General features: G+C 39.2%; 11 protein-coding genes. 6 read left to right on the top strand and 5 right to left on the bottom strand.

The window, feature by feature from the left end; genetic code table 11:
• Positions 1 to 97: 97 nt before the first annotated feature.
• Positions 98 to 547 (bottom strand): universal stress protein, encoded by a 450-nt coding sequence (locus V179_RS0115205; protein ID WP_028392234.1) that lies wholly within the window; start codon positions 545 to 547, stop codon positions 98 to 100.
• A 121-nt stretch (positions 548 to 668) separates the two neighbouring features.
• Positions 669 to 1,766: a M24 family metallopeptidase gene (locus V179_RS0115200; RefSeq protein WP_028392233.1), complete on the bottom strand. Its 1,098-nt coding sequence runs from the start codon at positions 1,764 to 1,766 to the stop codon at positions 669 to 671.
• Between the two features lie 223 nt (positions 1,767 to 1,989).
• Here V179_RS0115200 and V179_RS0115195 point away from each other — a divergent pair, with 223 nt between their 5' ends.
• The 4 genes from V179_RS0115195 to V179_RS0115180 all read left to right on the top strand — a co-directional run bounded on the left by V179_RS0115195 (position 1,990) and on the right by V179_RS0115180 (position 5,823).
• Positions 1,990 to 2,673: a metal-dependent hydrolase gene (locus tag V179_RS0115195; RefSeq protein WP_028392232.1), complete on the top strand. Its 684-nt coding sequence runs from the start codon at positions 1,990 to 1,992 to the stop codon at positions 2,671 to 2,673.
• Positions 2,674 to 2,960: 287 nt separating this feature from the next.
• A complete protein-coding gene (locus V179_RS0115190) occupies positions 2,961 to 3,503 on the top strand; it encodes a hypothetical protein (protein WP_028392231.1) in 543 nt (180 codons plus the stop codon).
• A gap of 746 nt (positions 3,504 to 4,249) precedes the next feature.
• On the top strand, positions 4,250 to 4,441 hold the full coding sequence (locus V179_RS0115185; protein ID WP_051405030.1) for a hypothetical protein: 192 nt from the start codon (positions 4,250 to 4,252) through the stop codon (positions 4,439 to 4,441).
• Positions 4,442 to 4,509: 68 nt separating this feature from the next.
• Complete coding sequence (locus V179_RS0115180) at positions 4,510 to 5,823, top strand: CBS domain-containing protein (protein WP_028392229.1); 1,314 nt, start codon at positions 4,510 to 4,512, stop codon at positions 5,821 to 5,823.
• A gap of 297 nt (positions 5,824 to 6,120) precedes the next feature.
• Here the strand turns inward: V179_RS0115180 and V179_RS0115175 are convergent, their stop codons facing one another.
• Positions 6,121 to 6,429: a YtpI family protein gene (locus V179_RS0115175; RefSeq protein ID WP_028392228.1), complete on the bottom strand. Its 309-nt coding sequence runs from the start codon at positions 6,427 to 6,429 to the stop codon at positions 6,121 to 6,123.
• A 551-nt stretch (positions 6,430 to 6,980) separates the two neighbouring features.
• On the opposite strand from V179_RS0115175, the gene V179_RS0115170 reads away from it, so the two are divergent.
• Positions 6,981 to 7,922, top strand: coding sequence for a DHH family phosphoesterase (locus V179_RS0115170; protein WP_028392227.1), 942 nt, complete (start codon positions 6,981 to 6,983; stop codon positions 7,920 to 7,922).
• A gap of 51 nt (positions 7,923 to 7,973) precedes the next feature.
• Here V179_RS0115170 and ytrI read toward each other — a convergent pair whose 3' ends face one another.
• Positions 7,974 to 8,474 (bottom strand): sporulation membrane protein YtrI, encoded by a 501-nt coding sequence (gene ytrI, locus V179_RS0115165; protein WP_028392226.1) that lies wholly within the window; start codon positions 8,472 to 8,474, stop codon positions 7,974 to 7,976.
• The gene (locus tag V179_RS0115160; protein ID WP_084552369.1) at positions 8,471 to 8,812 is read right to left on the bottom strand and encodes a YtrH family sporulation protein; all 342 of its coding nucleotides are present in this window, start codon (positions 8,810 to 8,812) and stop codon (positions 8,471 to 8,473) included. The genes ytrI and V179_RS0115160 overlap by 4 nt, the downstream gene beginning before the upstream one ends.
• A 442-nt stretch (positions 8,813 to 9,254) precedes the next feature.
• On the opposite strand from V179_RS0115160, the gene dnaE reads away from it, so the two are divergent.
• Positions 9,255 to 12,614 carry a DNA polymerase III subunit alpha gene (gene dnaE, locus V179_RS0115155; protein ID WP_028392224.1) on the top strand — a complete coding sequence of 1,120 codons (3,360 nt, stop codon included), beginning with the start codon at positions 9,255 to 9,257 and terminating at the stop codon, positions 12,612 to 12,614.
• Positions 12,615 to 12,660 lie beyond the last annotated feature (46 nt).

Here is a 12,660-nt window from a genome sequence, read left to right as displayed (position 1 = left end):
ATGGGTAGAGTCCCTCATTGTTTGGATAGTTAAACTGTGAAAAATAAAAAAGGCTGTATCCAGGGTCGCACTCTAGAGACAGTCTTTTTTCATCGTATCAATTTTTTTTATCTGTTCGAACAATCAGTACATCACAATTAGCATTGCGGACGATGTTTTCAGAAACACTTCCTATTAGAAAGCGCTCTACTGCGTTCAGTCCAGTAGCTCCGCAGATGATAAGGTCAATATGATGTTTTATAGCAAGATCTTTAGGGATGATGGTTTTCGGTGAGCCGTATTCAATGGCTATTGCCACTTCTTTGACACCGGCTTTTTTCACTTCTTCTTGGTAGTTATTTAATAATTCAGATGCGTAGTCTTCGACGCTGTCTCCGATTGGGCTATTAAAGGCTTCTGTTGCTGGGAAATTCCTTGCATCCACAATATGGGCTAGCAATAGTGTCGCATCATTACGAAGTGCGATTTCAATGCCTTTTTGCAAAGCCCATTCTGCTTCTTTCGATCCATCTACCGCCACCAGAATTTTTTGATACGTCATTGTCATATTAAACTCTCCCTTCATCATTGCCTAAACTTCACGATCAAATGATCACAAAAAATTGAGTAGAAAAGAAACTTTATCCTGCATTAACAGAAAGTCATTCCCCGCTGATTGAAGTTTCACTTTATTTAATAATTTGCAGTGTTTTTGGATATTTGGTTAACACTTCTGTTCCGGTTTCAGTTACATAAATATCGTCTTCAATTCGGACACCGGCAACATTTGGCACATAAATGCCAGGTTCAATAGTATAGACCATACCCGATTTCAAAAGAAGCGGGTTTGTTTCGGTTAAGGAAGGAAATTCGTGTACACTGATTCCTAAGCCGTGACCAAGGCGGTGAGGAAAATAATCTCCGTATCCTTTGTCACGAATGATATTGCGAGCAGTTAAATCGATTTCGGCACATGAAATACCGGGTTTACTTGCTGCAATAGCTGCTTCCTCCGCTTTAAGTACTGTTTCATAAATTTCCCGTTGCTTGTCTGAAATGTCGCCGTATGCAACAGTTCGGGTAATATCGGAGCAATAGCCTTCGTAGACAACACCTAAGTCAAACAGAACAAAATCACCGCGTTTTACTTTCGTAGATCCTGGTGTTCCGTGTGGAGACGCTGCATTGGCACCCGTTAGTACCATGGTTGAAAATGACATATCCTGTACGCCTGCTTTTTTCATTTCATATTCAATCGCAGCTAGGATTTCCATTTCTGTTTTGCCTTCTTTTATTTCTGATACCCCAATTTCAATCGCGTAATCAGCAAGACGGCATGCTTCTCGTATTTTTTTCATTTCATCTTCTGTTTTAACCATGCGAAGTTCCCGTAATTTCGTTTCAGCAGCTACTAGTTCAGGAACAGAGAAGATTATTTGAACTTTTTCTAATCGTTCCACATTTAGATGCTCTTTTTCAATGGCAAGCCTTTTTACATTTACAGAACGGCGGTCAACTGCTTGTTTTATTTCTTCCCAAGGGTCTTCAATATCGGTGTAGCCGATAATTTCCCCTGTCCAACCTGAGCGCTTCGCATCTTCAGTTTCCATTTTAGGGCAAACAAGGATAGGTTCAGCCTCTTGGAAAACAACCAATGCAAGCAGTCTTTCGTGAGGATCGCTCAAGAAGCCGCTTAAATAAAACACATTATCTGGAGCTGTAATCAAAGCAGCGTCCAGTCCGCTTGTTTGTATCCATTGTGTTAAGTCAGTTAATTTTGTATTCATTTTTATTGCCTCCAGTAATAAAATCATCCGTATCTATATCAACCTTATCAATAATAAAAAGCAAAGTAAACTATTTTGGAATAGGAATAGTCGTTTGGAAAATAAGGTTTACTATCATGAAAGAAGGGCAACTAATAAAGAAAAGTGATTAATAAAAAGGAGAATGGGAACGAAGAGCGAATGTAGAATAGTTGAGAAATAATGTTTGAAGGGAGTTCTTATTTTGAAAGTATCTTTTCACGGTCATGCAGTAGTGATGATTAATACGAAGGGGACGACGGTTTTGTTTGATCCATTCATTAATGGAAACGGACAGACCGATTTAAAAGTAGAGGATGTTCATCCTGATGTCATTATTTTAACGCATGGGCATGGTGACCATCTTGGTGATACAGTGGAGTTAGCCAAAAAACACGATGCACTTGTGATTGGTTCAGCAGAAATGGCTCATTACCTTGGGGCACAAGGTGTCGAACGGACACATGGCATGAATATTGGCGGGGCATATGAGTTTGAATTTGGTAGAGTTAAGTTCACAACTGCCTTTCATAGCAATAGTTTTATCACAAATGATGGACAGATTATATATCTTGGTATGCCAAGTGGCGTCTTATTTACCGCAGAAGGAAAAACGATTTATCACGCTGGAGACACCGCAGTGTTTTCTGACATGAAATTGATTGGTGAACGTCATCCTATTGATCTTGCCTTTTTACCAATTGGTGATAATTTTACAATGGGGCCTGAAGATGCAGCGCTGGCGGCCGAGTACTTACAGGCAAAGCAGGTTGTTCCAATTCATTATAATACTTTTCCGCCAATCAAACAGGATCCGCAGAAGTTTCTCGCTTTGCTGAAAGCAGGCAATGGAAAAGTACTTGAACCAGGCGATTATATCGAGCTTTAAACTTGTCAGTAATGAAGATATAACAGAGGTGGATTTGTTATAAAGTTTAATAATTTGTAACTGATCCAGACAAAAATCATAAAAAGGGGATACATAGTAGTCTTGACTACTATGTATCCCCTTTTTTTCTTACGAATGATCCTTTTGATTGTAGTTGATATGCGAGACTCTCGGTAAGTTTCACTGTATTTCACCAATCGGACTTACTGCCTGTTAATGCGGGATAAAAAAGAAAAATTGTTAAACAATAATATCGTGAAACCAAAATATATGTATGAGGTGTTTGAATGAACCTTTGGTCTAAGTTATTAATCTGTACATGTTTACTATTTACGTTTCATTTACCCGTTCAAGCAAACAATACGATTCCAAAACAAGTAGTAAATATCAAAGGTAACTCAAACTTAAAGGAATTAGTAACGGGTTCAACGCTAATTGTTTATGGGTGGCTCAATACTTCTCATCAAGAACAGCCACTAGATCAATCTGTACAAAGTGGCAAACTCGTGAATTTTGTACAAAGATTTCACGTCCAAAACTATTTAAAGGGAAGTAGCAGTCAAATCATCTCTGTGTTATCAACCGGAATTGACCCACTTCCTGAACCTTCAGATCCTAACAATAAAGTTTTCCCAGGACCGATGTCTGAGGGGCGTTATGTTGCCTTTCTAAAACCTGTTCCTGGAACAAAATATTATACTATTGTCGGGGGATGGCAAGGTGTCTATCCCGTTCACGAAGGAAAAACCGTTTCCCTAGAAGGAGAAGGTTTTCCGGAGTTAAATCAATTAACGATCAAACAATTTGAAAGGAAAATCAAATCGTTCTAAATACACTACATAGAAAAGCTAGGTGGCAAGCCTATTTTTTCACTATTGTGCGAATATATGATGGTACCGGTCATCCTCCATTCTGGGAACAGCACTAGTATTTGATTTCCTCGATAAGCTTAAGTTCTAGTGAAGTGTTTAAGGTAACATTGATATGGTTATTAATTTTAAAGGCTCTTTTCGTAAAGAATGTTGTTTTTAGCAAGAAACCAATTCGAAAAGATGTTGATTGTAGTGGAAGGTGCGAGACTCCTGCGGGAAAAGCGTGTTGAGGGAGACCCCGCAAGTGCAAAGCACTGAGGAGGCTTCTGAGACCGCCCGCGGAAAGCGAGTACCTGCAACGGAAATCAACCCGGGTTATTAGTGTAAAAATGATTGAAAAGCAACAAAGTATGTGAAAACAGCCATTTTAAAAAAAGACTGACTTTTTACAGCCAATCTAAGGGGACGCAAGGTGCTTCCTCACGCCTTGTATATTATATGAAAGTATTAAGACAAGCGTTCCTCCATTTATCCCACTCTTACTATCCATAAAGGTCCATTGGTTCTACTAAACCTTTGAAGATCACAAAGGTAAGTTTCACTTTATAGACCTGTTCAATGATTTGCTCTTAGAGTGTGAGGTCAGGCCTTTTCCCCTTGCTTCTTTTTCCTCCTTGTTTTGCATACAATATAGTGCAAGGTACTATGGGGAGGGGATTGTCATAAAACAAAGATATTTACTTTGTTTGCTACTATGTGGTGTTATGCTTTATTATGCAATACCAAGACTATCTTTGACGGCTGGCGGACTTACGTCGCTATTTTCTGCTGCTTGGTTATTGTTTGCTTTGTTTGCAATCGCTGGGAATTTAACAGCTATTTTATATTCTCCGAAAAAGGTAAAAAAGCACAAAGCATCTATGAATAAAAAGAAAAGAATTCATTATTATCAATAGTTGCGTTTGAATAGCTCGTACATTCACTCTATAATGAAAGCAGGAAGATTGGGAAAAGGGTGAAGAGCTTGGCAACGAAGCATGAGCAAATTTTAAAACATATAGATGGACTACCAGTCGGTAAAAAAATATCCGTACGTCAAATTGCAAAGGCTTTAAGTGTAAGTGAAGGGACAGCATACCGAGCCATTAAGGAAGCGGAGAACCAAGGATATGTCAGTTCAATCGAACGGGTCGGCACAATTCGAATTGAACGAAAGAAGAAAGAGAATATTGAGAAGCTGACTTTTGCGGAAGTTGTTAATATTGTGGACGGACAAGTTCTAGGCGGGCGCGAAGGTCTTCATAAAACGTTGAACAAATTCGTGATCGGTGCGATGAAGCTTGAGGCAATGATGCGATATACAGGACCTGGTGATTTACTAATTGTCGGGAATCGATCTCAAGCACACGACCAGGCGTTAACGGCGGGAGCGGCTGTATTGATCACCGGCGGATTTGATGCCGAAGATGATACAAAGAAACTTGCTGACCAGTTACAGCTGCCGATTATTTCCACAAGCTATGATACGTTTACAGTAGCAACGATGATTAACCGGGCTATTTATGACCAATTAATAAAAAAAGAAATTCTACTTGTTGAAGATATCTTAATGCCGGTCCATGAAACGACTTTCTTAAACGTGGGCGACAAAATTAGCGATTGGCTCAAACTTAATCGTGATACAAAGCATAGTAGATTTCCCGTCGTAGACAACAATATGAAAGTACAAGGTATGGTCACTTCTAAGGATGTTCTAGCCCAGGAAGAAGAAGTGTTCATTGATAAAGTCATGACAAAGAATCCAATGACGGTCGGCATGAAAACAAGTGTTGCTTCATCCGCGCACATGATGGTTTGGGAAGGCATTGAGCAACTGCCTGTAGTAAATGATCATCATGTGCTTCAAGGGATTGTCACTCGTCAAGACGTATTAAAAGCACTGCAAATGAGCCAGAGGCAGCCTCAGGTAGGCGAAACGATTGACGATACGATTACTAGTCAGCTTGTGATGAATGGGAATAAAGGTGAAGAAATTTATCAGTATGAAATGACGCCGCAAATGACGAATTATTTAGGAACAATTTCAGCAGGTGTTTTTACGACACTTGTAACAGATTCCGCGAACCGAGCACTCAGAAGTTATAAACGGGGTGATTTGGTAGTTGAAAATATGACAATCTACTTTATCAAACCGGTTCAAATGGATAGCGTGCTAGAGATTCATCCGCGTGTTCTTGAGGTAGGCCGCAAGTTCGGTAAAGTGGATGTAGAAGTATTCAATGAAGGGAAATTGGTCGGGAAAGCGATTTTGACGTGTCAATTACTTGAAAAATCATAACGCATTATAAAAGAGGCTGTTTAAATCGTTAACCTTTTACAAAAAAGTTATCTATTTTTATCTCTATTAAAAGAGGATATCCCAAAAAAGGTCGACCACTTACTCTATACATTTCATTGTGGTACTTACACAAAAAATGAGTTGTATAGGTTTCAGGTCTGATCCTTTCGATTGGGACATCCTTCTTCTACTTTCATTTGATTGTACAATTCTTATCCCGATTTGATAATCGGGTTCGTAGAGTCGTTTTATCGTAGTAGAGCAGAGATATTTGCGATTCTAGAACGGGACTTTCAATCAGTGGGAGGTCATTTTATGCTTCGCTTCTTCAATTGCAAGCGGTAAAAAATGTTTATATACTTTAAAACCACCCCAAATGCTTAATCCGCCAATTACGATAAAGATTGCTCCAATTATAAAGGTCGTTGTCGTTTGGAACAGTATGAGTTGGTTAATCCCGTAAGTAGCAACAAATACACCTAATGCAATAGACGATTTGCCCTTCAGCCATTTCTTTTCCATTGGCAAACGAGTTCGAGCAGATTTTATTTTATAAAACAGATAAAAAGCAAGTGAAACACAAATAACCGCTACAAGTGGTAACATACGTTTTAATCCTCCGTTTACATACTTCTAATCCTAGATTTAATAGGCCGTAAATCCTCAGTGGTAAGTTAAACATACGTTGACTCGGGCCTAAAAGTTGTACTTAAGTCTATGATTGAACAGGTTCGTCGTGTCGCTTTTTGCTCATAATTAACGACTGTAGAACAGGGCTAACCATCTAGTGAGATGTCGTCTACTGGTGAAGTTTCACTTTATTGTAACGCTTTCAGCTCTAGATTTCCACCTATACCCTTTATACTTCATACTGTATGAAGGGATTTTGGCCCAGCGGATCGAATCATAAAGTTAGTAGGAATAGCGTAAATAAAGTGAAACTTCAATCAGTGGGCGCTTCATCTTCTCCTGATTGTTAGTCACATGTAGTGTCAACGAACTCGGACTAAGTACGACGCGTCCTCATGTCTTCCTCTGAGTGATCCACATACTGTGGGCTTCAACTAAAAACCTTTGAAGACAGCCCTGAGGTGGGGGCTTTACTGCCCGTTAATGAGGGATAAAACCATACATTACAAGTAATGAAGGAGAATCCAATGATTGCTGAAATTTTAGAATTAATAAGATCATACCAGACTATTATTATCCACCGCCACGTTCGACCTGACCCTGATGCATACGGGTCACAAGGAGGGCTGGCTGAAATTTTAAAAACCTCTTTTCCAGAGAAAAATATTTACACGGTGGGCAAGGAAGAAGAATCGCTGAATTATTTAAGAAGATTAGATACGATATCTGATGATGTTTATCTAGGTGCACTTGTGATTGTATGCGATACAGCAAATGTCGAACGAATTTGCGATGATCGTTATCGTCAAGGTGACAAATTAATAAAAATCGATCATCATCCGAATGATGACAGTTATGGAGATATACGCTGGGTAGATACGAGTGCAAGTTCGACAAGTGAAATGATTTATGAGTTTTATCTGCATGGAAAAGACAAGGGATTGAAAATGAATGATGCTGCTGCTCGGTTACTATTTGCTGGAATGGTAGGAGATACAGGGCGCTTTTTATATCCGAGCACGTCTGAAAAAACATTCCTCTACGCAGGTGAGCTTATTCATTATGCGTTTAGCAGACCTGAACTGTTTACAGCAATGTACGATGTAGAAGAAAAGATTGTTCGCTTGAACGGGTATGTGCTACAGCATTTTGAAATGCTCACTAGCGGTGTAGGCAAAATGGTCATTACGAAGGAAATTCTTACTCAATTTGACACAACGCCAGCTGAAGCTTCATTGCTTGTGAGTGCGCTTGGTTCGGTTAAAGGGCTGAAAGCATGGGTATTTTTCATTGAGGAAGAAAAAGAAATTCGCGTTCGGTTGCGCTCTAAAGGTCCTGTAATAAATGGAGTTGCGAAGCGATACAATGGAGGCGGACATCCAATGGCTGCCGGAGCATCGATTTATTCTTGGAGTGAAGTAGAGCATGTTATTCGCGATTTAGAAGACGTGGTCCAAAAGAGTCAATAAGGATGTCAATGATGGGGGAAAGGGTCGATTAGGAGCATCAGACCCTTTTCATTATTTACGATGCAACTTCACTTCAATATTCATAGTCGTGTATAAGAAAATTTCAACGACTTCAAGACGGTAGCTTTTCTTGTTTATTTCAATGATTTTGTTTTCAATCGATTTTTTCAATAGGGTTTTACTGTTATAAACCGTTTCAACTTCTTTGGCGATTAGAGAGGTTAAATCGTCTTCAATGACATCTTCCACTTCTGCTATACTTAATAAATCAAGATCATATTGTTTCCCGTTTAAAACCACTACCTTTACCTCTTCAATCAGAAGCTTTTTCTTTGCTTGTTGATTCAATTGATGATAATCTTTTTCCCATATTTCTATTTTATCCGACATATCATGGATTATCTTATTTTGCTTATGAATTTTATTAATTTGTTTTTCTTGAAGAACACCGTGCATATATAGAAAAACAAACCAGCTGAGCAGCCCTCCAATTACTACACCGACAAAGAAGCGCTGCCAATTGGACTTTCGATAAAGCGGGGGAATCCTCATGATGAAATCTCACCTTGTGTAAACCACATAACTAATAAAGATCCAGTTTTGGCTCCGCCCATTGCAGATAAAATCAAGAGAAATTGCTTGAAAATATCTTTGGTCGCTCCATCCAAAATGCCACGTTCAAACGAATACACGGTATCGAAAGTTCCGCCGATCGCTGCGATAATCGCCCATATTCTTAATGAGTCCGCAAGGTTTTTTATCGTTGTTAAAGGTGCTTGTCCAGTGAAAAATGCCGCCAGCCCGCCAATCAATGCTCCCCCAAATAATACGCCAAGAGAAATAAAATAACTGTTAATAAAAGCAGGGAAAAAAGCTTCCTTCATATCCATCACCCTTATTCATTTAATTCTTCATTCTTATTTATATGGACCAAGTAAACTTGATATGATAAAGATAATTCTTTTAAGCGCATTGTTAAGAAAACTAATGTGTGGAACATAGCTCGATAAAAATCGATACACTCATATATTGTGGTAAATTTGATGAAAATGCGTCAAATCATTGGTTATTCATATGCGCAAAATTATTAGCCTTTAGCGTACAAATGGGAACGTATTTTCCTTTTTTGAAGTTTAGCACTATACTATAAAGTGATACTTCATTCAGTGGGGGGCTTTATCCCCGACTGATTGTTAGTTGAACCAATCGGGCGTATACGGACAGTAACCTCCCACCTACGCTTCTTCGATTCCTCTAAGCTTAGTAGGTGGGAGGTTACTGCCCGTTAATGCGGGATATAGAAAAGATGCTTAATAAAGGTGGGAGAGAAATATGTGTATTCACCTTCATATACAAAGTGCTTACAGCTTGCTAACAAGCACGATTAAATTAAATGAGCTTGTATCAAAAGCAAAGGCGAATGGATTTTCAAGCCTAGCATTGACCGATAGAAATGTTATGTACGGTGCACCCTATTTTTATAAAGAATGTCTGAAACAAGGAATTAAGCCGATTATCGGCTTGATAGCGGATATACTAGATGAACAAGGGGGTTCCTTTCCACTCCTGCTACTTGCCAAAAATAACCGAGGTTACTCCAATCTACTCAAAATTAGCTCAGCGATTCAAACAAAGTCACAGTTAGGATTGCCGATAAAATGGCTTAAGGCGTATTCAGCTGGCTTGTTTGCCATTTCTCCTGGAAGTGGAGGCAAGATTGAATCAATGCTCTCAGAAGGGAAAATGGAAGAAGCAAAAGAAACAGTTGCCATGTATCAACGGTTATTTGGGATCGACTCTTTTTATCTGTCTTTACAACGCCTGTTGACAACGGGGCAAGACGAAGAAAATAATCACATCCTTACGTTTGCTAGAGAAGTCAATATTGACGTTGTCGCAACGAATCCAGTCTTTTATTTAGAAAAAAACGATGCGCTAGCCCAAGAAGTACTGCTTGCCATAAAAAACGGCAGTAAGCTTACTGATGAAGACAGAATGAAGCTGCCTTCACAGGAATATTACTTAAAAAATGCAGAGCAATTGAAAGAGCTTTTTCGTGATGTACCAGACATACTTGAAAATACACGGAAAATTGCAGAGAGCTGCCATGTAGAAATCCCATTCAATCGTTCATTATTGCCCAAATTCCCAGTTCCGAACGATCAAACGGCAGATGACATGCTGGAGCAAATTTGTTTAGAAGGGCTGAAACAGAAAAGACCAGATATGCCAAGTGAATATATCGAACGACTTCATTATGAGCTTCATGTCATTAAGACGATGAAGTTTAGTGATTACTTTCTCATCGTCTGGGATTTTATGAAGTTTGCTAAAAAGGAAAGGATTTTGACAGGTCCGGGAAGAGGATCCTCGGCAGGTTCAATGGTTGCCTATGTTTTATCGATAACGAATGTCGATCCGATAGAGCACCAGCTATTGTTCGAACGTTTCTTAAATCCAGAGAGGGTAACGATGCCGGATATTGATATTGACTTTCCTGATAATCGCCGAGATGAAGTGATTGCCTATGTAGCTCAGAAATATGGAGAATTTCATGTTGCCCAGATTATAACCTTTGGGACGCTTGCTGCTAAAGCTGCACTTCGTGATACCGGAAGGGTATTCGGATTGAGTTCGAAAGAGCAAGAGGCATTATCAAAATCTGTCCCCGCGAAACTGGGCATTACGTTAAATCAGGCGTATACGGAGTCCAAAAGATTTCGCGACTTTATTGACTCGAGCGAGCTTTACCGAAGCTTGTATGATACGGCGATTAAGCTTGAAGGACTACCACGACATACATCTACCCATGCCGCTGGTGTCGTAATAAGTGATCAACCGTTAACAGAGATTATTGCCATTCAAGCAGGACATGATGGAATCCATCTGACTCAGTTTCCAATGGATGTGCTTGAAGAAATCGGTCTGTTAAAAATGGACTTTCTAGGTCTACGCAATCTTACGTTGATTGATAATATTACGAAATCGATAAAAAAAAGGACAGGGCGCAAAATTGATATGGCTACCATTCCGCTTCAGGATGAGAAGACGTATGCACTTCTTAGTAAAGGAGAAACGACTGGAATCTTCCAATTTGAATCAGAAGGAATTACGAATGTGCTTGTTCGTCTCAAGCCGTCTCGATTTGAAGATATAGTCGCCGTAAATGCCTTGTATCGCCCAGGTCCAATGGATAATATTCCTCTTTTCATAGAACGGAAACATGGTTTGACACCGATTGAATATGCACATCAAGATTTACAAGCCATTTTGCAAGATACATACGGTGTCATCGTCTACCAAGAGCAAATCATGCAAATTGCGTCAAAGCTTGCCGGGTTTTCATTGGGTGAGGCCGACCTGTTACGTAGAGCTGTTTCTAAAAAGAATAAGGATATTCTTGACCAAGAGCGAACCCATTTCGTGAGCGGGTCAGTAAAGCTTGGGTATAAAGAAGAAATTGCACATACTATTTACGATATGATCGTCCGGTTTGCGAACTATGGATTTCCAAGAAGCCATGCGGTTGCCTACAGCTTTATTGCTTATCAGCTTGCATATTTAAAAGCTCATCATCCGACAGACTTTATGGCAGCCTTGCTAACATCTGCAATCGGTAATGATGAGAAAATCGCTCAATATCTTAAGGAAGCGAAGAAGAAAGAAATAGTCATTCTACCACCTTCTATAAATAAAAGCTTTTACTCATTTACATCAGAGAAGGAAGGAATCCGCTATAGTCTTGCTGCAATTAAAAGCGTCGGTGGTGCGATTTTAAAGGAAATTTTTGCAGCGAGGAAAGAGAAGCCGTTTTATGATATATTTGATTTTTGCTTACGTGTTTCCACAAGTGTTGTTAACCGTAAAGTTATAGAAATGCTCATCCATGCTGGCGCATTTGACGAATTTGAGGTGGACCGAGCAACCTTACTTGCAAGCCTTGACGTAGCCATCGACCATTCAGAGTTAGTAAATCCCAATGATGGCGACTTTGACTTATTTTTAAACAGCGAATTTTCACTCAAACCGAAATATGTTCAAGTGGATCCTATTCGATTAGAAGATAAACTTATTTTTGAGAAAAAGGCTCTTGGCTTGTACTTGTCCGAGCATCCAATCATAGGATATAAAGTTCTCTTTCAATACTTTGGAGCTGTATCTATTGACGAAGCCATTGTTAAAAAAGAAAATAAAGTGCTCATTGGGGTTTATATCTCTTCTGTGAAGGCGATTCGCACGAAAAAAGGTGAAGTGATGGCATTTATAGGGATTAATGATGAGGCCGATGAGTTAGAAGCTGTAGTATTTCCAAATGTGTATAAAACATGTTCCGAAAACTTAATGAATGAAGCTATCATTATGGTTCAGGGGCGCATCGAGGAACGCAATGGAAAAACGCAGATGATTATTGATGAAGTTTACTCATTAGATGTCTTGAAAGAAATGAAAGCAGAATCGACCTCACGCTTATTTATTAAAATTCCAAAACAAAAACAAACAAATGACACACTCAGAAAAATTAAACAGGTATTAGCAAAGTATAAAGGGATGACAAAAGTCATGCTATATTATGAAAGTGAAAACCGTTATGTTCAACTTTCCTTATTGGATTGGGTCGTGCCAAACGAGGCATTAATCAAGCAATTAGCAGGATTAATCGGTAAAGAAAACGTCGTCCTAAAACAAGAATAAATGTTTACATCAGTGATAGATATGTTATATTGAAAGAAGCCTAATG

The sequence above is a fragment of the Bacillus cihuensis genome (assembly GCF_000504145.1).
Classification (GTDB): domain Bacteria; phylum Bacillota; class Bacilli; order Bacillales; family DSM-1321; genus Peribacillus; species Peribacillus huizhouensis.
This window is presented reverse-complemented; position numbering and strand designations above follow the sequence as displayed.

Coding starts and splice junctions, on each gene's coding strand:
- V179_RS0115205 (WP_028392234.1), bottom strand. CDS start 547: ATGACAATGACGTATCAAAAAATTCTGGTGGCGGTAGATGGATCGAAA.
- V179_RS0115200 (WP_028392233.1), bottom strand. CDS start 1,766: ATGAATACAAAATTAACTGACTTAACACAATGGATACAAACAAGCGGA.
- V179_RS0115190 (WP_028392231.1), top strand. CDS start 2,961: ATGAACCTTTGGTCTAAGTTATTAATCTGTACATGTTTACTATTTACG.
- V179_RS0115185 (WP_051405030.1), top strand. CDS start 4,250: ATGCTTTATTATGCAATACCAAGACTATCTTTGACGGCTGGCGGACTT.
- V179_RS0115175 (WP_028392228.1), bottom strand. CDS start 6,429: ATGTTACCACTTGTAGCGGTTATTTGTGTTTCACTTGCTTTTTATCTG.
- V179_RS0115170 (WP_028392227.1), top strand. CDS start 6,981: ATGATTGCTGAAATTTTAGAATTAATAAGATCATACCAGACTATTATT.
- ytrI (WP_028392226.1), bottom strand. CDS start 8,474: ATGAGGATTCCCCCGCTTTATCGAAAGTCCAATTGGCAGCGCTTCTTT.
- V179_RS0115160 (WP_084552369.1), bottom strand. CDS start 8,812: ATGGATATGAAGGAAGCTTTTTTCCCTGCTTTTATTAACAGTTATTTT.
- dnaE (WP_028392224.1), top strand. CDS start 9,255: ATGTGTATTCACCTTCATATACAAAGTGCTTACAGCTTGCTAACAAGC.